The sequence below is a fragment of the Fusibacter ferrireducens genome (genome assembly GCF_015352425.1).
GTDB classification, from domain to species: domain Bacteria; phylum Bacillota; class Clostridia; order Peptostreptococcales; family Acidaminobacteraceae; genus Fusibacter_A; species Fusibacter_A ferrireducens.
The window spans coordinates 118,292-139,345 of the sequence record NZ_JADKNH010000013.1 but is presented as its reverse complement, the minus strand read 5'-3'; the positions used below and the strand labels follow the sequence as shown (position 1 = coordinate 139,345).

Sequence of the window (21,054 nt, the reverse complement as noted above, 5' to 3'; positions counted from 1 at the left end):
CCGTGCTTTGTAGTGTAATCTTCTCCTTAGTCTAATAATATCAGAATGGTGAAAACCGCACACCATTTTTTCATTACTATTTGTGCCGCCAGCGGTAGCGGCGGAATGGAGGTTATTATGATTACTACAAGTGTCACAAATTTCAGAAAAAATATCTACAATATTTTGAGCCAAACGATTAAATTCAATGAAGTTGTGAATATAAATACTAAGGATGGAAATGCAATAATTCTTAGTGAAGAAGATTATAATGGACTTCTCGAAACTTTATATTTATCCAATATACCTGAAGTTAAAAATAGTATTGTAGAGGGTTTAAATACACCTATTGAAGAATGTTTGGAAGAAGATGAGGTAGAATGGTAAATGTACAAAGTCGTATTTACTAAGAAGGCTCAAAAAGATATTGAAAAACTGAAATCTGTAGGCTTAACAAAAAGAGCAAAAAATTTAATTGAGTTGATTAAGACCAATCCTTATGCGGTACCACCTTCATATGAAAAACTTGTTGGTGATTTAAATGGCGCATACTCAAGAAGAATTAATATTCAGCATAGACTTATTTACAGTATAGATGAGGATAAAAAAATCATTAAGATTATCAGAATGTGGACACACTATGAATAAAAAAGTGTGCTCACAATTAAAACAGCCCTCTAATCATCCTTCAGGTTCCTCCACAGCGTAGCGAGGATCGGGAACTGAAAGGATGATTAGAGGGCTGTTTTACTATGTGAATATGAATTTAAACCTGAATTTTATTTAAACTCGATAATTTGTTCTGTTGCATTAAAATAGATCGTATGACCAAACGCAAGTGTTGGTTGAGGGAAATTATGACCAGCCCTCAGATTGGCTAAAATGGGTTTGCCAAAAGGGACGAGCACTTCTTCAAAAATCGTATCAAGATCTAAATCCGTGCCCCCATAACCTTTATCTTCAGGTGCACATTCACTAAAAGTGCCTAGAATAATGCCTTCGCAATCGTCGAATTTACCTGCCAGTGCAAGAGCCGTAAGCATTTTATCTATTTTGTAATTGGGTTCACTGACTTCTTCAATAAAGAGCACCTTGCCCTTGGTATCTATTTCATAGGGCGATCCTAAAGTGGAGACGAGCAGTGAAAGATTTCCACCGATGAGTTCGCCGACACAACTGCCTGGAACAAGTGTCATAAAATCTTCTCCCAATGGATTTTTTAGGATGCCTTTAAAGCCAGAAGTCATTAAATTCACACGAAAGCTCTCCAGTGTATAGGCATCTTGATAACAAGCATGATCCTCATCAATGAAGACATTTGAAGTCGCCATTGGTCCATGAAATGTCGCCAAGTCACATTTTTGATTGAGAACCATATGAAGTGCAGTGATATCGCTAAAGCCCACAAATACTTTAGGATGCATCTTGATTTGTTCGTAGTCGAGTAGATTGAGCAAGCGTGTGGCGCCAGAGCCGCCTTTGAGGCATATGATTCCCTTAATATCGTCATCGAGAAAAGCATCATTAATATCTTTTGCTCTAAGAGCATCTGAGCCTGAAAGATGACCATGATAGGCATAGCAAGATGGATACATAACTGGATTAAATCCAAATGCCTTCATGGCTTTTTCAGCTTTTTGAACACGTACTTCAAAAGTGGGTGTTGAAGGACATAATATAGCGACTTTATCTCCTTTTTTTAAAGGATTTGGATATTGCATAAGAACCTCCTTTGAATATAAATTACAATTCTAAGTCTATAAATTTTCAAACAACCGTAAAGATGTGTTAAAGGAAATTTAGTGTCAATTGTCAACTTCATTATGGTATAATTCTGTCAATGAGTAAATAAAGAGATGGATTGAATACATGATCTTATCATCATCATATCACTTGGGTTGATATTTTGAAAGGGCATGATTGTTTAGGGAGGCATATGCATGGATACAACTAGATTGTTAGACGAAATTGATGAAGGCTTTATTTATATAGATAAAGAAGGCATCGTTAAAGCTTACAACCAGGTTGCCAAGGAAATCACAGGTGTTGTTTTTCAAAGGACAAGTGTTCATCCTGAAGGCCGGATTGAGAAAGGTGATCTCGTAGTGATTGCCGATAATAGAATGGGTTATGACGATGGCAATTTGACAGTTGAGGACTTAAATGTCCTGAATTTACCCTACAACGATCTTAAACTTGGAGATGCCTTCATAGCTGTGGGGATCTATGGAGATGATCATTGCAAAGGGATTGTTAAAAATTGGCGCAACAAGGCCATCAATCGAAAATTGAAGCATTCAGGCGTTTTTGAGGGCTATTTTATAGAAGTTAATATAGATGTTGTCGGGAAGAGTATGGAAATTGTCATCGATCATGTATCCTATATTATGCATTATACACATGCTGTTGGACACATGGTGGTCATTGATGGCAAAACAGGTGCTCTAAAGTTTCACCAAGCTAGAGGTTATACCATTCGTAAAGAAACGATCCGGGATTTGCTGAGTCAAAAAAAATTTAGAAGCAAAGTGCCCAATGAGGAATCCTATGAAGTGCTCAACAAGAAAATAGGAGATATTTTTGAATATAATGAACTCTTAAGCAAAATTTATGACAGCTTAAATGGCAAGGGTGGGTTCTTTGACAAGGCGTTTTATCAAATCAATAAAAGGCCTACACTCTGTACACTTCAGCCAATAGGAAAATCTAACGCGCCGGAAGGTGTAGTGCTTAAGATTGTGGACGTTTCTAATCTGGAAGTTTTAATGATGAAGCGAAATGAAATTCTCATGAAAATGGAAATGGCAAATGAATCCCTACTGACAGAAGCAAGAGATGGCGTCCACGAAATGTTCGAAAAAATCATTGGTTCAAGTCAGCCCATGCAGCACGTCATGCATCTTGCCTACAAGGCCTCTAAATCGAGATCTACGATTCTCATCACAGGTGAAAGCGGTACTGGCAAGTCTTTGATTGCAAAGGAGATTCATAAGCTTCAAGGCGGTAAATCCAAGCCATTTATCAGTGTGAATTGCACTGCAATCCCCAATACACTCTTTGAAAGTGAGCTCTTTGGCTATGAAAAAGGCGCTTTTACAGGTGCTGAAAGAACGGGTAAAAAAGGTTTTTTTGAACTGGCCTCAGGAGGCACGATATTTTTAGATGAAATTGGGGAACTGCCACTGGATGTTCAGAGCAAGTTGCTTCATGTGCTTCAGCATAAAAGTTTTTATAAAGTGGGCGCACTTCAACCGACGCATGTGAATGTTAGAGTTATTGCAGCGACAAATGTGAATCTGGAGGAGGCGATCTCAGAGCGGAGGTTCAGGGAAGATCTATATTATAGAATTAATGTTTTTCCCATAGAAATGCCGCCACTCAGAGATCGGAAAACAGATTTATATCCATTGATTCGAAATATTATGGAGAAACTTTCAGAGGAGATTGGAATTCCCGTAAAAGACTTCTCAGGTGAAGCACTGGATAAGATGGTATCCTATGACTGGCCAGGAAACGTAAGAGAGCTGGAAAATGTCATTGAACGGGCCATGAACATATCAGACGCTGATATTATTGAATCTGAATGTATAACGATAAATGTAAAGCGTGAAACCAAACCACTTAACATGAAAGAGCAACTTCAAGAAATTGAGAAACAGATGATTTTAGAGGCTCTTGAAAGAAATGAGTTCAGACATAAAGAAACTTATGAAATGTTGGGACTTTCAAGATCCGTTTACTATGAAAAACTTAAGAAATACGATATTTCAAAATCCTGATATAGGGATCACTAAATCCTATTGTCAGGATTTTGTTTCTTTTTTGTCATAAAATCAGAAATGAAATATGCCGTGAGCAGGTAGAAAAGATAAAAATGAGTATAGGGGCAAGCTGAGTCTTAACGTGCGACGATAGATGCTTTTGACGCATAAAATGGGAAAGTATAAAAGAAAACTTCAAATTTGGCATGACTTTTGCACTACGATATAAGCGAGGTTTTACTTAAAATACATTTGTGGTGCGAAAAAAGACAAATGTATCTATCAAGAGCATTTAAAACGAATGAATTTAAACGAAGAAATTTAAAAGGGGGAATGCTAAATGAAAAAAATGATAGCACTTATGCTTGTGATGGTGCTTGTGCTTTCGGGTTGTGGCTCTAAACAAGAGACAACACCAGCTGAAGTATCACCAACGGAATCACCATCCAATAATACAGCGTCGTCTGGGGACACAGTCGTCGTAAAAGAAGATACAAAGTATGATGAAGTACAGGAATATAAAGCGGTATATTCTGGCGAGGTAACCACGTTAAATTACTTAACCACTGCTTCAACAAATGAATTTGGTGTTGCGGCGAATTTTATAGACACGTTGATTGAATACGATCAATATGGTGTGGAAAAGCCTTCACTTGCAACAGAGTGGTCTGTATCTGATGATGGTCTCGTGTGGACTTTTAAAATCAGAGAAGGTGTCAAATGGTATGACAACGAAGGCAACGCAGTTGCCGATGTAACAGCGCAAGATTTCGTAGATTCTATGAAATTCATCATGAATCCAGTCAATGAATCGAAAACAGCACAAATTGCTTATGATGTTATAAAAAATGCGCAAGATTATTATGAGGGGAAAATCACTGATTTTGATCAAGTGGGTGTGAAAGCAATTGATGCTCATACACTTGAATACACCTTATCTAAACCGACGCCTTATTTTCTTTCCATGTTGACTTATGTGTGTTTCTTCCCAGTTAATGGGGCGTTTTTAGAAGAGACGGGGGACCGTTTTGGAACGGATAACACAAGATTGCTCTACAATGGGCCTTACATCCTTTCTACATTTGAGCCACAGACAAAACGCGTGCTCACAAAAAATGAAAATTATTGGGATAAAGACAATGTTCACATTGAAAAATTAACATTTAAATACAACAAAGAAGCGGATGCACTTTCCACAGAACTCTATTTGAGAGGTGAAATATCCGCTGTTGAAATTCCGTCTTCATCCATAGATGAATGGATGAACGACAGTGAGAAGAAAGATTTGTTTAGACCTGCAACAACGAGTTTCTACACTTATTTCTTCACACTTAACTTTGATCCAACTTTTGAAGCCGCATTTGAACCGGACAATTGGAAGATTGCCGTGAATAACACGAGCTTTAGAAAGGCTCTATTCCACGCGCTTGATAGAAGAGCAGCTATGTTGACTTCAGAGCCATATAATCCGGAAAAGAGATTATCAAGCACAATTACACCTAAGAATTTCACTTCAATTGACGGTAAGGATTACGTCATGATCTCTGATCTTGCTGGTTTTGTGGACAAGGATTCATTCAGTGCAGAAGAAGCCGTGAAATACAAAGAACAAGCCATGAAAGAACTTGATGGCAAAGCGACTTTTCCAGTGAAACTCTATATGCCTTACAACTCAGGTTCATCGGATGCAACGAATAGAGCTCAAGTCATTCAACAACAAATTCAAGGCGTGCTGGGTGATGATTTCATAGAAGTTTATCTTTCGCCATATCCACCAACAGGCTACTTAAATGCCACGAGACGAGCAGGAAACTACTCTTTAATGGAAGTAAACTGGGGACCAGATTATGCAGATCCAGAAACTTATACAGATCCGTTTTCAAGAGGCTCAAACTATAACTTCCCTGAATATTGTACAGAGACCGATCAAGATGGCAACAATCTCTATGAAGTATATGAAGCACTTGTGAACGCGGCGAAAGCAGAGCGTGTGGATATCTCTAAACGTTATGAATTGTTTGCTGAAGCAGAAGCTTATTTAATAGACAAAGCATTTGTAATTCCTTATGCACTTGGTGGCGGTGGCTATATCTCTTCAAAATTAGATCCATTTGAAGCGATGTACTCTCCATTTGGTGTCTCTTCCGAAAGATATAAATTGCAACATATATTGGCAGTGCCAATGAACAGTGAAGCGTACAATGAAAGCTTGATCAAATGGCAAGCAGAGCGTGAGGCGGCGCTTAAAAAAGTTCAATAATAGTATAGAGTGTTGTTCGACATGCATGTCGTTTAACGTTAGAAACTCAAGCTATTAGTTCCGTTTAAATTGGATGCAGACATTAAGGCATTTTAAGGGGTGCAGTCCTAGAGGAAATCTTTAAGGCGCATCCCTTTTCTATCATCTTAGGAAGGAGAAAATCATGCTTAAATATATTCTTAAGCGGATCTTCAGATCATTTATAACTTTATTTGCGGTTACGACCATCGTTTTTATGCTCATGAGACTCATGCCAGAAGAAGGCTATTTTGGCGATAGCTACGATAAACTAGACGAAATTCAAAGGGAAGCCATCTTGGAGGGCATGGGGCTTAGAGATCCAATGCATATTCAACTCATTCATTTTTATAAAGGACTCATAAAAGGAGATTTGGGGACTTCCATTACTTATAGGCCCAAAGTACCCGTTACAGAAATACTTGCAAAGAAAATACCTTATTCTCTCTGGCTTGGGCTCAGCTCTATTCTTATTGCCATTATTTTCGGACTTTGGATGGGGATCAGCATGGCTCAGCATAAAGATCGGCTCATGGACGGTGTGGGCACTTTTTATATTGTCTTTATCAGGGCAGTGCCCTCTGCGGTTTACTATCTCTTTCTGCAACTTTATCTGACGAGCTGGTTGAAACTCCCCATTTTATTTGATGTGGATGAAAAAGCAAGTTTTTTTCTGCCGCTTCTGTCCATGTCGCTGGTGAGTTTGGCAGGGTATGCCATGTGGATGAGACGGTATATGGTGGACGAACTCAACAAGGACTATATCAGACTTGCAAAAGCTAAGGGGTTGAGGCAGAAGGAAATCATGTTTAAGCATGTGATGCGAAATGCCTTTGTGCCAATGGCTCAATATCTGCCGACTTCCATCTTATTTGCCATCAGTGGATCGCTTTATATAGAATCCCTTTATTCCATTCCAGGTATTGGGAGTTTGCTTGTGGAATCCATTCAAAGGCAGGATAATCCTTTGGTGCAGGCACTGGTTCTGATCTATGCAGCAATCAGTATATTTGGACTTTTAATGGGTGATGTACTCATGGCCTTTTTTGATCCGAGAATTAAGTTTGAAACACAGGGAGGTGGCAGATAATGACTCAAAGAATGAAACACATAGCAGAAGACATCGATGATACGCTTTTTACCTTTGCTGAGTACAATCAATCTGCCAGTGAAGAAATCGGGTATTCCAATTATTCCTATTGGCAGTCGACGATCCAAGTGTTTTTTAAAAACAAGGTGGCGGTATTCTTACTCATGGTGATCGTGCTCTTGCTGGCGTTTACTTTTATACAACCGCTACTCCCCAATCAGAAATTGCCAACAAAAATTTATAATGATCCTGTGACGAATATGCAGTATAGAAATGTGGCACCCAATAGTGAGTTTTGGTTCGGAACGAATTCCATTGGACAGGATTTGTGGTCTAGAATCTGGAGTGGGACGAGAACTTCTCTCATTATTGGTTTTATGGTGGGGTTATTTGAAGTCATCGTGGGCATTGTTATTGGTGCCATGTGGGGTTACATGAGAAAATTAGATCGCGTGATCACAGAGATTTACAATGTATGGAATAATATTCCCACAACGATTGTCTTAATTTTGCTTACTTATATCATGCGACCAGGTATCTTTACGCTGATCTTTGCCATGAGCATTACCAGTTGGTTGAGTATGACATTACTGGTTAGGAATCTTATTGTCATTTTGAGGGATCGAGAGTACAATTTGGCGTCGAGATGTCTGGGCACGCCAATTCGTAGAATTATTACCAAGAATCTAGTGCCTTATTTGGTTTCCGTTATCATGCTTAGAATGGCACTTGCAATTCCAACGGCGATTGGACTTGAAGTCTTTTTAACTTATATTGGATTAGGCCTTCCTGTGGACATTCCATCTCTTGGAAATCTGGTGAATGAAGGCAGATTGCTGATGATGAGTGAATCTCTTAGGTATCAACTGTTTTTCCCTGCAATTGTCATCTCGTTGATTACCATTGCATTTTATGTGATGGGCAATGCCTTTGCAGATGCAGCTGATCCAAGAAATCATGTATAGAAAAGGAGGGTGCTATGAATTCAGACGAAATGATTAAACAAGATGAAAAACATCTTCCAGATCAAATTAAAAAGGCAATGCCTATTTTGACCATAGAAAATCTCGTGGTGAAATTCAATCTGAGGGGCAGATCGCTATCTGCCATAAGAGAGGCTTCTCTTTCACTCTATAAAGGGGAGAGCTTAGCGATTGTAGGAGAATCCGGATCGGGTAAATCTGTCTTTACTAAATCGCTAATGGGGCTCTTAGATGCCAATGGCTGGGTGGACTCTGGGACGATTCAATATAAGACGTATGACCTTGCTCAATTTAAAAAAGAGAAAGATTGGCTCAAAATTAGAGGCAAGGAAATTGCCATGGTATTTCAAGATCCCATGACGAGTTTAAATCCGCTTAAAACCATCGGCAAGCAAGTGAGAGAAGCCGTTGTAAAGCATCAAGGGTTAAAGGGGCGTGAGGCCACAAATGCGGTCTATGATATCCTTGAAAATGTGGGGATAGATGCACCTCGAAAGCGCTATAATCAATATCCATTTGAGTTTTCTGGCGGTATGCGCCAACGTGTGGTAATCGCCATAGCCGTTGCTTGTAAGCCTGAAATACTCATATGTGACGAACCTACCACGGCGTTGGACGTGACTATTCAAGCGCAGATTATGGAACTTATCGGAGAACTTCAAAGTAAATACGGACTTACAGTGATCTACATTACACACGATCTTGGTGTGGTGGCACATGTGGCAGATAGAGTTGCAGTTATGTATGCAGGTGATATTGTGGAAATCGGTCTCTCTGAGGAGATTTTCTATGACCCGAGACATCCTTATACATCAGCGCTTTTGGCATCTCTACCTCAACTCGGCATCAAGGGTGAACCACTCTACGCTATCAAGGGGACACCTCCCAATCTCTTTAAGAAGGTGGAAGGTGACGCATTTGCTTTTCGTAATGAAAAGGCATTGAAAATAGACTTTGTGAAGCGACCACCTTATTTTAAAATTTCTGAAACACATTATGCCAAGACTTGGCTCATGGATGAAAGGGCGCCTAAAGTGGATAAACCCAAAATAATTGAACTCCTAAATGAAAGGAGTGCCAAATGAAGCGAGAGAAATTACTTGAAGTTAAAGACTTAACCGTCGCCTTTGGAAAACGAAAAAATAGATTTGTAGCTGTTGATGGTGTCAATTTTAATATCTACAAAGGAGAGACCTTTGGCCTAGTGGGTGAATCTGGATCAGGTAAAACCACCATTGGTCGAGCAATTATGCGTATTAATGAAACAGACTCAGGAGATATTTACTTTAAGGGTCAAAAAATTAATGGTAAAATTGATAAGAAACTGGATAGAGAAGTTATCAAAAACATTCAGATGATCTTTCAAGATCCAATGGCATCGCTCAATGAACGTGCTAAAGTGGATTATATCGTATCGGAAGGGCTCTACAATACGAAACTCTATGATGATGAGTCGGATCGAAAGCGAAAAGTCGAAAAGGCGTTGCTCAGTGTAGGTCTTTTACCAGAGTTTGCAAGTCGTTTTCCACATGAATTTTCAGGTGGTCAAAGGCAACGGATTGGTATTGCAAGGACGCTGGTGATGAAACCTGAACTCATCATTGCGGATGAACCCATATCGGCACTGGATGTGTCCATAAGAGCTCAGGTGATCAATCTGATGAACGATCTTAAAAGCACATTGGGATTAACCTATCTTTTCATTGCCCATGATTTATCTGTGGTGCGCTTTATAAGCGACAGAGTTGCAGTTATACACAAAGGGCAAATCGTTGAACTTGCAGAAACGGAAGAGCTCTATCAAAATGCAGTGCACCCTTATACCAAGGGCCTTTTATCAGCTATCTCCATGCCAGATCCAAAGACAGAAAAGAATCGTCAATTTGAGAAATATGATAAAAGTATGCACCATTATGAAGTAGAGGCTCCAAAATGGATGGAAATTAGGCCTGAACATTGGGTTTTGGCGAGTGATGAAGAATTTGAGCGCTATAAAAAAGCCCTAGATGGAAAGGTTCTAAATAATAGGTGAGGAGGATACTAATGGGGAAAAATCTGTTAGTAGGAAATTTATCAAAAGGCACATGTGAACATTTGAAATTAGAGGCACATCAGTTGCTCCTTGAGGATCATCAAAATCATGGCATATACGAATCAGAAGTGATTGAAGTTACACCCTTTACGAGTCTCGTCATGTCATGGTGCTCTAAAACACATGAAAATACATCTGTTGAAATCTGGATCAAAATCAGGACTGAAGGCCGATGGTCCTCTTGGTTTAGCTATGGCAAGTGGAGTGATCAAGGGAACAACACAGGAAGCTTTAGCGGTCAGAAGGACATATTGGCGACATTGGATGTCGATTTGTTACTTGTGAATAGAGGTCATGCAGATGCTTGTGCAGTCAGAGTAGAACTTTTTAGAAAGGATGTTGAAATACCGACACCGCTATTTGAAAATTATTATATTGCTTTTAAACCCTATGAGAGTAGTGATAAAGCCCCTTTTGTGGATCAAACTGTGGATATCTCTCTAAAAGTTCAAGCTTATTCACAGCTTGATATTCCGGAAATCGGCAATAAAATTTGCAGTCCAACCTGTGTGGCCATGGTTATGGCTTACTATGGGCTTGAAAAGCAAATCACGGATACGGCAAAAGGTGTTATGGACAACGGAACCGGTATTTATGGGAATTGGTCTTATAATGTGGCTTATGCCAATGAAAGAGGATTTAAATCCTATGTTGAACGCTTAGAAAACTTGCACGAAATCAGCCTTTATTTGAAAGAAGGGATTCCGTTAATTGCTTCCATAAAAGTCAAAGAGTTAGAGGCGTTGCATGGTGTCTATCAAACTTATCCAAGTGGTCACTTAGTGGTAATAACGGGCCTTTTTTATAAAGATGGAAAGTACTATTTTAGAGTGAATGATCCGGCTGCAAGTACATCAGATAAAGTACCAAGAGTTTACTTGGTTGAAGAATTTTTAAATGTATGGAATGGCATTGTCTATGTCATTAAGCGATGATTTGAAGAACAGATCCATTAAAGCGCGTATTGTGCTTTGGATTGAGCTTGTTAGGAGGTGTAATGGATATGAATTTAGAGTATTTACGTGTCAAATGTCCTGAACATATTGAAAATCTCGTGAAGATGGGTGCCTTTAATCAGGCGAGGATGGCCATTCAAAAACATATGACATTGAAAATTCCCTCGATACTCAAACAGAGGCTGGCGCATGAGTTAATGACGATGGCTTTAATAGAGCAAACATTTGTGCATACTAAAAGTGATCTCTTTGAGGCGCTTTCACCTTACATCGTAGGACTTGATTTAGCTGAATTAGATATTTTTGAAGCAGAAGGTTATTTGCTCTGGCATATGATAGAAGGTGAAAAAAAATACCATATAAGAGCAGCTAAGACCCTGCTAAATCAGAACCCTAATATTGAAGAACGTTTGAATCTACAGGGTTACAAGCCAGCACAAGAGAGATTGAGAGAACAAGAAGCCTTAGGGCATGCAATTGGAAAAATGAAGTCTACTGGTGAAATGGCGGTGGAAATGACGATTAGGGCGGGACTTGCGTTAAATTCTAACGGGATAAAAAAACAAGCGATTCCGGAAATAGAGGTTGCAACACGATTTTACCTGCCTTTTCCCCGAAAAGCGCATTTTACGAGATCCGTAAAAATGCTGAATGCTTCAAACTCAAATTATCAGATTGCCAGCGAAGAGGCGCTTCAGCGTGTGGTTTATTTTGAAGGCCGTAAAGGAGAAGATGTCTTTGAGATTCAATATAAATTTTTAACGCATATGGCTTACAGACCGATTTATGAAATTGCAGAGAGGCTTGAACAAGAAAATACAGATGAGATGACGGATGCGTTTTGGGATGCAACTCAAGTGAATTTGTATGGGACGTTGGAAAAAGAGGCCCAAGAAGTGTTTTTAAAAGAGAAAAGCCCTCATATATTGTTTACGCCACTTCTTGTGGATTTGGCACATGAAATTGTAGGGCAAGAAAAGCATCCCCTGATTAAAGCAAAGCGCATATACGATTACATAACACAGCATATACGCTACAGATTTATGGTCCCTTATAGAATGCTACTCAATATTCCTGAGTATGGAGCACTGAATATGATTGGGGATTGTGGTGTGCAATCGTTACTGTTTATCACACTGCTCAGAATTGTCGGTGTACCTGCAACTTTTGCATCCGGTCTTGCAATTTCACCTGAAGGCGACTGCGGTATGCATGATTGGTCAGCTTTTTATATTGAACCCTATGGTTGGTGTTTTGCGGATGTTTCTTATGGAGGGCATGCTTATAGAAAGGGTTTAATGGCAAAATGTCATTTCTATTTTGGCAACTTAGACCCCTATCGCATGATGAGCAACTTTGATTTTCAAGAGGCCTTTGAATTTCCTAAAATTTATGTGAGGGATGATCCCTATGACAATCAAGTTGGAGAAGCGGAAACAAATTTGGAAGGACTCTATGCAGATGATTATAGAGCATATACACAATTAGTGGCAATAAGAGAGGTAGAGTAATGAGAGTTTTTGATGCACATGAAGACATTTGGACACACGTTGCCCAAAAAAGACTTGCTGGTGAAACACATGTCTTTGAAACTTATCACTTGGAAAATCATTTAAAGGGTAATGTGAAAAGTGGCATCTTTGTCATTTGGATTGATCCGCCTTTTACAGAAAATCCTGTGGAACGGCTAAAAGTTATCGTAAAGGCAATGAAAGCTGAAATTAAAGAAAGTCGTGAAATTTTACAGATTGTCAAATCCTATGAAGATTATGAGCAAGCCTTGGAAAGAGATGTCATAGGTGCAGTGATTGGACTTGAAGGATTGAGTTATATGAATGAATCGCTTTCACTACTGGATGAACTCTATGCCATTGGTGCGCGACATGCCTCGCTCACGTGGAATGAGGAAAATATCCTTGCCACCGGCATTAAAGGCAGTGCAGATAGAGGGTTGACAGCTCTTGGAAAACAAGCGATTAAAAAGATGGAAAATCTTAAAATGATTGTAGATGTATCTCACGCCAATGAACGCACCTTTTGGGACATCATGGGCAAGTGTTCACGTCCTGTTATTGCATCGCACTCCAATGCAAAAACCCTTTGGGATCATCCGAGAAATTTAACGGATTCACAGCTTAAAGCCATTAAAGAAACCGGAGGTGTCGTTGGGGTAAATAGTTATCCGGCATTTGTGAGTAAAGATAGGAGTTTGGAAGGTCTTGCCAATCAAGTGGATTACTTGGTCAGTAAAATTGGCATTGAACATGTGGGCTGTGGTTTTGATTTTTGTGACTATCTGGACTGGGATAAGGAAGACAAGACGAAAAATGTAGCATCACTTGATGTTCTCAATGGTTTGGAAAGCACCCTTAAAGTGCCGGCACTCTTTTCAAAACTCAAATCGATGGGGTATTCTGAACAATCACTAGCTCAAATTGCTCATGGCAATTTTGAACGTTTATTAAAAAATTTGTAAGATCAGATGTGCTTGTAATTAGTGCATGAATTGCATAAAAAAAAGACTTGTTACACAAGTCTGTTAGGGGGGAATGAGACGTGAAAGCGGGGGATGCTTTCACTCTGATACCTTAATATCTCTTAAGGTATTTTCATTTTACTGAATACTTATGACTAAATTATAGAGGAACTATGAATAAAATGTTAAATCCACAAGCATCGTTAGAGTGTCCAATAGAGTGTCCAATCCAGATATAAAAAGAGCGTTTAAATTAATCAAATTTTTATCCAAAATACACAGAAAGGACACACGGAGATGCTAAACTGTGTTTAACCTTTTAAGGCAACCCAAACATAATTTGCTGTGGAGAGACGCCCAAAACTCTCCACTCCCCGATTTGCTAAGCGCCATTTCCCAAGTGGCGCTTTAACCTTTTTTGACCAGTAATCATATTGTAATATTAAAAACTTGAGAAAAGTTAAACATATCAACGTTTTAAGTCGATAAATTAATGAGGTTTTTGTAAAATCCTTTTAATGATAAATCGGCTTTTTTATTGTTATAATTAAATTAGAGGATTCTAATTTTATGGAAAGTTTTTAGAAAGTCATTTACTTTTTTATAGGGAGTTACGTTATTTAAAATATAGATTTCAGAAAATAGGGGTGTACTATGAAACGTAAATTGGTATTGTTATTGATCATATTGACGCTTATGGGGAGTTTGCCAATGAATGCGCTGGCAAGCTATGCCATTGTGGTGGGTTCAAATGACGAGGGTAATATTGTCGTTACAAGTGTCAAGTATTCTGTGGACCACAGTGGATTTATACTTTCAGACGGCTATATTGAAATCGAGGGGACAAATCTGGTCGATGTGGATGTGCTCTTTGAAAAGTCCGGTCAAGGTCTTGTGAACATGGGAGAACGCGTCATCAATACAAGTACTCTTGTGAAATACAATTTGACCACAGATGAAGCAGAAGCTTTTATCGGTAAAATTAGAGTGGGTGGGCAGAGTATCAACTTGAACACCGCTACATTTCCAAACATTCAGAGTTCAAACAAGCAGACCATCAACATAGATGACCCCCAACCGTATACGATTGAATTCTATGGTAATAATTTGGATAGTGTCAACAATGGGGGCAATATCACAGGAACATACGGCAATGGTCTCAGCAGTACCACTTTGGGAACCGATGATTCTGCAGGTGGGCATACGCTTACATTGACCAATGCCACAAATCCGGGCAGATTGGGTTATCAAAACATTGTACTCAATCAGACCGTTATAAGTGCAGATCCAATCAACGGTACGCCGAGTATTGAAATTCAATACACTTATACCAGCGCCTTTAGAATCATTGAGAGTCTTGGCATAAACGACCTCAAAATGTTCCCTAACACAGGGGCTAAAGGGGATGAAGTTTACTTTACAGGGACAAATTTTTCGGATACACGTCGTTATGGCGTCTACTTTTTAAAAACGCTTGATGGTTCTGATAAGTATTCTGAAACAAACAAGGCGACATATGTGTCTCTTGGGATAGATGTCAGTGGTACAGATGATCGTTTAACCGTTAAAGTGCCTAGCGGTGACAGTTTTGACCGCCGCAATTACTATGTGGTGTTGACTGATGAACAGAACGGGCAAGTGGTAGCCGAACAAGTGGTCTATCGTGAAGATCAGCCAACTGTCCTAGACGAATTCACCGTTATAGAGGCGGGTTACAAACCGACAATAGATAATATCTATCCGGCAAAAGGACCTGATACAGGCGGCAATGTTCAGATTTCAGGCCGAAACATTGTAACGCTCAATATTCCAGATCTAAATTCTACTGGAACTTTTACACCACCGACTTCCGAGAGCAATGATGAAGTACTCGTCATAAATTATGCAGATGGTACATACAAAGGCAATAATGTTTCCATAGAACGAAAAATTAATGTCAACATAGCTAAGAAGACGACATTTGCCAAGGATTCATTGGATGCATTTCAAGTGATCCAAGGCATTCCAGATAGTATCATCGTCACTACTGCCGTTATTGACGATGCAGAAACAGATCCATTTAAAGAGGTGGTTGTCGAAATTGAGACCACCCTTACCATTACAGATCCAGGTGCCAATTTTGGAAAACAGTATGTTTTCAATCAAATTGTAACCAAAGACAATGGCTATGAATTTGAGCCCAGTACTTATACACCTGAAATTACAAGTGTATCTCCAACGCAAGTTCAAATAGAGGACACAACAAGCAATTATTCAAGAGTCAAGAATAACACACTGCTTTCCATCAAGGGCGATAAGTTTTTAGTGGACAGACTTGTGGGGGGAACGGGTGAAATCATCACGCGCAAACCTTCCGTTTTAATTAAGAAGAATGATGACAATACCTTGTTTAACCGTTATCAAGTGGGTTTCTTCCCAAACGAAACTTGGGTTGACCCGACACCTGGGAGCACTATAAAAGTTACCGGGATCATTAAATATAAAGAGAATGAAAGTGATCCAGAACAAGTGCTGTTGGATGGCAACGGCATGGCTGTGCCTTTGACGCTGACCGTTATAAATTCAGATGGTGAAATTGTCGACGGTACAAGTAATAATCAAATTGGACAAAAGATTTTAATTATGATTCCGAATACCACATTAATAGGCGATGGTGGGATTAAGCATTTACAGGTAACAAACCCAATGAGGGATTCAGAGTCGCCTGGTAAGTCCAATATCAGATCGGACTTTCTCGAATTTATAAAGACATCGGATATTCCTGTTATAGAGACGGTAAGTCCCAATATCATAACTGTTGAAGGGAACGAAGAAATCGTTATCACCGGTTCAAATCTTCAAGACGGTTTGAAACTCTATTTAGATGGAGAAGAGATTACTACATTTACAAGAGAGCTGGGTACCACTGGGAACAAGATCCTCATCACTTTTACAGCACCTAAAGGTCGAGAAGGCACAACGCAATTGCAAGTTGTCAATCCAAGCGGCGGTATTGCAGTTTCGAATTTTACCTATGTTAAAACCTTTAATAAAGATCCTATATTCACAGATTTTTCACCGAAAATGGGTACTTATGACACCATGGTTGTAATCAATGGGGATAATTTTTTAAAACCCGATCCAACAGCGATTACAGAAACCGGTATGGATGCCTATAGATTGATTGGAACGAGGATCAAAATAGATGGAAGAGAAGTGAATGATTATAATCTCAACAATTATGGCAATATTGAGTATTTACCTTTTACAGTGCCAAATGAAGATGTGTTAATCGATCAAAGTGTCGGCAAAGCTGTGTTTTCTTCTTTTTCAGAGAACACAGAAGTGTTGAATGCATCGGATCTCACCGTGGCAACTTTAACCAATGATGCCTTAAAAAACCCTGCAATTGAGTGGAATGGAGAACGCTATGCTTTCAAATACGCCGATGGGGTTTATTCAGCGTACAATTCCGAAGATGCCTTAATTGGCGTAGCTACAATTACATTTGATGGCAACGATCAAACGACAATTGCCATTACAGGTGGGCCAACATTTATTGCAAAGATGAATAATCATATTATCAGAGTTGGGAAGAATGCAGAGGGTGCGAATTTTGCCTACCTTTCTGATTACGCAGAAAGCGTTATTTTATCAGATGGCTCTGAACATTACACCCTTTCTTACAATTTCAGTGAACTGCCTATTATTTCGAATGGCAAAGATAAGACTTATACCATTAAAGCAGATAGCTTGGGTAACATCAACGCAGAAGATTCATTTGGGAACAAAAAGAATGTCACTACAAATGTCAATGGGTTAGTACTCGATGGCGTTCAACTCGACATGTTAACGCCTTATACAACAAATTCGATGACGGGTGGTATCGAAGGGAATCGCACTCGAATTCTCTCTAAAAATCAAGTGGTTTTCACTGTCCCTTATTTGACAACTGGAAAGGGTTATAAGTCTTTAGAAGTTGTCAATCCAGATACGAAGTTTGCATCTAAATCTGATCAAGAGGGCTTTTATTATATCGCCCAAGCAACCTCCAATCCAATTATTACAACGATTGTTCCCAATAAGGGCTCTGTGGATGGTGGCTATTATGTAAAAATATCTGGGAGTGGTTTTGAAGATAACTCAAAGGTGTATATTGATTCAGTTGAAGTACCGAGTTCAGACACTTATGTGGCACTTGACGGCACTTGGATTAAAATTAAAATGCCTGCTTCTATTAAGAAACTAAATGAAGACTATAATGTGGATCAACTCTCCGTGCCAGTGGTGGTTGTAAACCCAGATGGCGGCAATGATTACAGAGCAAAGGGGTTTACGTATATTATTCCACAATCCGATCCTCAAATTGATATCATCGTACCGACTACAGGTTCTTCAAACGGTGGTGAAATCGTTGAAATCATAGGTTATGAATTCAGATTCTATGAACCTTATGAAGATCAAGTGGGGGGCCCTGGATACAATGTGGGCGATCCTTTTGAGGACATTTACTACAACAACAAGTGGGATGATTTATTGTCTGATTCTGTGGACCCAAATGCGATAACGGCATATCCAGAACTTACGAATCCTTATTACGCAGAATACTATAAGTCTGTGATTTTACCAAAAGTCTATTTTGGTGAAAATGAAGCGAATATTGTCGAATATTCCAAGGGTTACCTGAAAGTGATCACACCGCCACATGCTTCTGGTGTTGTCGATGTCTATGTGACGAATAATGATTCTGGTATAAGCAATAAAATAAAATACACTTATAGAGCCTCTACACCGACGATAACCAAAATTAGTCCTAACTTTGGCCGTAAGCAGGGGCAAGAACCCAAAGACATCTATGGCGCTAATTTATTCCGCTCCATACTCTATGGTTATGCGGATAACGATGCTGAAAATATAAAAATTCTATCCGATGTGGATGCCTTGGTCAGATTTGGTGAAATCGGCAACAGAGACATTGATAGGGTCTTGCCGAATTCGGGTTTAATCAATTCGCAAAGAACGACTGTAAATTTAGATGGCGGTTTGACTGTAGCTTATAATGGTGGTGCAAATGAACTCAAATTGACAGTGACGGAAAACAACATCATTTACACCAAAACTTTCAACTATGAAGATACTTTGGTGTATGTACCGCTGAATATGCTTCAAAATGCAGCGAATGAATACTATGTGCCAAATGGTCTGAAAAATATTGACGCGACCACTTATCAATCCAATCCATATGAATACATTCGGATTGAAATTTTAGATAGAAGACTCATTGTTGAGCGAGGGTATGCGCCAAAAGTCGTTTATGACAACGACACACATGTTGTGGTTTACTCACCTTCTTATTACACCATAGATACGGTGCCAGTGACTTTTCAAAATACAGATGGCGGCAAGGCAACGACGTCGTTTACCTATACGAATCCAGCCAGCGAACCTAAAATATACAATATAGAACCACAGATGATTTCACCGGATGAAACCAAGTGGATTGTGGAATCCTCTGTAAATGGAGGCATCGACATTGAAATTGCAGGTTTGGACTTTAGAAACAATGTGGAAGTCTATATTGGTTCAACTAAGGCCACAGTGAAGGAAAAGACGACAAAAGTCCTCAATGGCAAGGAATATGACCTCTTGGTGGTCACCGTACCTGCTGGAACGACAAATGACATTGGCATGGAATACCCTATTATGATTAAGAACGAGGATCAAGGGCTTGCCAATTCAAACAACTTGCCTGATCTTATAGGTCCGAATTATGGGAATAGCACGATTCCGTTTTATTTTGTCTACAGGAAACCGCTATCAGATCCAAGAATTGATCTGATTGCACCGACTAAAACGTCTATCCATGGGGGTAATACCATCACCATAACAGGGAGCGATTTTAGAGAGGGCGCCTATGTGATCATTGGCACAAGAGCAGGTATTCCTATCTATAATACAACGATTAGTGAACGGGGTACAAAACTGACATTTGTAACGCCGACGAATATGACATTGGGAGACAAGACCATCCAAGTTCTCAACAAGGACTATGGGATTGCCATTAAGAACAACGGCATAAAGGTCGTGTCTATGCCTACTTTAGAAAATTATTTCTTAGATCAAAACGGTGTTGTCCTCACGCGGATTAACGTCACTGGGGATCAGACCATCACCTTGAAAGGGGCCAACTTCCAAGAAGGTGCAAGTGTTTACTTTGGTGGCACTTATACAGAAGTCACATCCACTACAACGGATGTGGCTGAAGCGGAAATAGGGATTTACACAAATGATAAAAGATACTATGTCAAAGAAGGTTTCAAATCAGCTTCAGTGACGTTTGTGGATGCCAACACTTTGAAGGTTTCAGTACCGGAAGTGACCTTTGAAGGGGCAATATCCATCGTTGTGATGAACCCGGATAACGGGATCACGAACGATGCTTTAAGATCAGAGTATACAGTGCCGATACCGTCAGATCCATCCAATTTAAAGGTGACCACAGTAAATGACATGTACATTAAACTTTACGACTACCAATCTGCCAGTGCAAGCTACTTTGAAATTTATGTTTATCTAGGGTCGAAAACGGATTATAATTTGATCCAGAACAAGTATCAGGACTTCCAATACCTTGGCATTACCAAAGTGGAACCTTATAAAATTTCTTATTTACCTGGGTTTGAATTCTTAGGAGAAAATGATAGAATTGTATTTGTACTGAAAGCCGTCAATAAATTTGGACCATCTGGCTATTCCAACATTGCAGCGCTTAAACATAAGGACGTACAGGATATTAAAGAATTCGGACCGCCGAATATTGATGGTGGTATAGAGGTGCCAGATGGACAAGATTATGAGATTGATCAAAATGGCAATCTGGTTAAGGTCACAATGAACAGCAAAAAGATCAGTAACATTGTCAATATAGATGCATCTGAAGCGGTAACGCGCGATACAAAGATCAAACTGATCAATATTCCTGAGGATATTGTCAAAACCAGTACGTCAAATATAACGGTCAATTTTGGCAAAAGCGTGTACAGATTTGCACCAGTGACCCTGAATACTTTAACCTTTAAAACCATGGCGGACTATTTTGATGCCTATGCGCAAATTAAAGAAGATATTACGATGAATCAAAACAGAGCGTATTTGACACCCAATATCCGTGGGAAAAAACAGATATCGGATGTGTATACCATTACATTTAATGCCACATCGGATAACAGCACTAAGACTTTTTCCACATTGAGCCAGAGTATGGACTTTAGCATTCTCTACGATGACAGTTTTATCACCATGGCTCAAGAATCACAAATTAGTCTCTATAAGTACAATTCCAGTACAAATGCTTATGAACCTTATAATGGAGTACTGGAATCTGATAAAAATCGGGTGACGGCTCGAATTCAAGAAGCAGGACACTATGTACTGCTCACTAATTATTAATCAACGAGGAA

At 39.4% G+C, this 21,054-nt stretch carries 13 protein-coding genes; 12 read left to right on the top strand and 1 reads right to left on the bottom strand.

Annotation, left to right across the window (positions count from 1 at the left end; all coding sequences use genetic code 11):
- Nucleotides 1-117 precede the first annotated feature (117 nt).
- Nucleotides 118-366 (top strand): type II toxin-antitoxin system Phd/YefM family antitoxin, encoded by a 249-nt coding sequence (locus ISU02_RS19035; RefSeq protein WP_194703439.1) that lies wholly within the window; start codon nt 118-120, stop codon nt 364-366.
- Nucleotides 367-627, top strand: coding sequence for a Txe/YoeB family addiction module toxin (locus tag ISU02_RS19030; protein WP_194703438.1), 261 nt, complete (start codon nt 367-369; stop codon nt 625-627).
- A gap of 131 nt (nt 628-758) precedes the next feature.
- On the opposite strand, the gene ISU02_RS19025 is transcribed toward ISU02_RS19030, so the two are convergent.
- Nucleotides 759-1,700: a S66 peptidase family protein gene (locus tag ISU02_RS19025; protein ID WP_194703437.1), complete on the bottom strand. Its 942-nt coding sequence runs from the start codon at nt 1,698-1,700 to the stop codon at nt 759-761.
- A gap of 219 nt (nt 1,701-1,919) precedes the next feature.
- Between ISU02_RS19025 and ISU02_RS19020 the strand changes: the two genes are divergently transcribed.
- From ISU02_RS19020 to ISU02_RS18975, 10 genes are all read left to right on the top strand, one after another.
- Nucleotides 1,920-3,758 (top strand): sigma-54 interaction domain-containing protein, encoded by a 1,839-nt coding sequence (locus ISU02_RS19020; protein WP_194703436.1) that lies wholly within the window; start codon nt 1,920-1,922, stop codon nt 3,756-3,758.
- A gap of 322 nt (nt 3,759-4,080) precedes the next feature.
- On the top strand, nt 4,081-6,000 hold the full coding sequence (locus ISU02_RS19015; RefSeq protein WP_194703435.1) for a peptide ABC transporter substrate-binding protein: 1,920 nt from the start codon (nt 4,081-4,083) through the stop codon (nt 5,998-6,000).
- Nucleotides 6,001-6,163: 163 nt separating this feature from the next.
- A complete protein-coding gene (locus ISU02_RS19010) occupies nt 6,164-7,108 on the top strand; it encodes an ABC transporter permease (protein ID WP_194703434.1) in 945 nt (314 codons plus the stop codon).
- Entirely contained in the window at nt 7,108-8,073 is a 966-nt protein-coding gene (locus tag ISU02_RS19005) for an ABC transporter permease (RefSeq protein WP_194703433.1), read from the top strand. The genes ISU02_RS19010 and ISU02_RS19005 overlap by 1 nt, the downstream gene beginning before the upstream one ends.
- A gap of 77 nt (nt 8,074-8,150) precedes the next feature.
- Nucleotides 8,151-9,176, top strand: a complete 1,026-nt coding sequence (locus ISU02_RS19000; protein WP_194703440.1) for an ABC transporter ATP-binding protein — start codon at nt 8,151-8,153, stop codon at nt 9,174-9,176.
- Complete coding sequence (locus ISU02_RS18995; protein WP_194703432.1) at nt 9,173-10,123, top strand: ATP-binding cassette domain-containing protein; 951 nt, start codon at nt 9,173-9,175, stop codon at nt 10,121-10,123. The genes ISU02_RS19000 and ISU02_RS18995 overlap by 4 nt, the downstream gene beginning before the upstream one ends.
- A gap of 11 nt (nt 10,124-10,134) precedes the next feature.
- Nucleotides 10,135-11,118, top strand: a complete 984-nt coding sequence (locus tag ISU02_RS18990; RefSeq protein WP_194703431.1) for a C39 family peptidase — start codon at nt 10,135-10,137, stop codon at nt 11,116-11,118.
- 62 nt (nt 11,119-11,180) lie between these two features.
- Nucleotides 11,181-12,650 (top strand): transglutaminase-like domain-containing protein, encoded by a 1,470-nt coding sequence (locus ISU02_RS18985; RefSeq protein ID WP_194703430.1) that lies wholly within the window; start codon nt 11,181-11,183, stop codon nt 12,648-12,650.
- Nucleotides 12,650-13,615, top strand: coding sequence for a dipeptidase (locus ISU02_RS18980; RefSeq protein WP_194703429.1), 966 nt, complete (start codon nt 12,650-12,652; stop codon nt 13,613-13,615). Before ISU02_RS18985 ends, ISU02_RS18980 begins: the two co-directional genes overlap by 1 nt.
- 654 nt (nt 13,616-14,269) lie before the next feature.
- Nucleotides 14,270-21,043, top strand: a complete 6,774-nt coding sequence (locus tag ISU02_RS18975) for an IPT/TIG domain-containing protein (RefSeq protein ID WP_194703428.1) — start codon at nt 14,270-14,272, stop codon at nt 21,041-21,043.
- Nucleotides 21,044-21,054: the final 11 nt, after the last annotated feature.

What these genes read in the sequence shown, in the direction of transcription:
- ISU02_RS19005 (WP_194703433.1), top strand. Translation starts at nt 7,108, where the DNA reads ATGACTCAAAGAATGAAACACATAGCAGAAGACATCGATGATACGCTT.
- ISU02_RS19030 (WP_194703438.1), top strand. Translation starts at nt 367, where the DNA reads ATGTACAAAGTCGTATTTACTAAGAAGGCTCAAAAAGATATTGAAAAA.
- ISU02_RS19020 (WP_194703436.1), top strand. Translation starts at nt 1,920, where the DNA reads ATGGATACAACTAGATTGTTAGACGAAATTGATGAAGGCTTTATTTAT.
- ISU02_RS18985 (WP_194703430.1), top strand. Translation starts at nt 11,181, where the DNA reads ATGGATATGAATTTAGAGTATTTACGTGTCAAATGTCCTGAACATATT.
- ISU02_RS19025 (WP_194703437.1), bottom strand. Translation starts at nt 1,700, where the DNA reads ATGCAATATCCAAATCCTTTAAAAAAAGGAGATAAAGTCGCTATATTA.
- ISU02_RS19000 (WP_194703440.1), top strand. Translation starts at nt 8,151, where the DNA reads ATGCCTATTTTGACCATAGAAAATCTCGTGGTGAAATTCAATCTGAGG.
- ISU02_RS19010 (WP_194703434.1), top strand. Translation starts at nt 6,164, where the DNA reads ATGCTTAAATATATTCTTAAGCGGATCTTCAGATCATTTATAACTTTA.
- ISU02_RS18995 (WP_194703432.1), top strand. Translation starts at nt 9,173, where the DNA reads ATGAAGCGAGAGAAATTACTTGAAGTTAAAGACTTAACCGTCGCCTTT.
- ISU02_RS18975 (WP_194703428.1), top strand. Translation starts at nt 14,270, where the DNA reads ATGAAACGTAAATTGGTATTGTTATTGATCATATTGACGCTTATGGGG.
- ISU02_RS19015 (WP_194703435.1), top strand. Translation starts at nt 4,081, where the DNA reads ATGAAAAAAATGATAGCACTTATGCTTGTGATGGTGCTTGTGCTTTCG.
- ISU02_RS18980 (WP_194703429.1), top strand. Translation starts at nt 12,650, where the DNA reads ATGAGAGTTTTTGATGCACATGAAGACATTTGGACACACGTTGCCCAA.
- ISU02_RS19035 (WP_194703439.1), top strand. Translation starts at nt 118, where the DNA reads ATGATTACTACAAGTGTCACAAATTTCAGAAAAAATATCTACAATATT.
- ISU02_RS18990 (WP_194703431.1), top strand. Translation starts at nt 10,135, where the DNA reads ATGGGGAAAAATCTGTTAGTAGGAAATTTATCAAAAGGCACATGTGAA.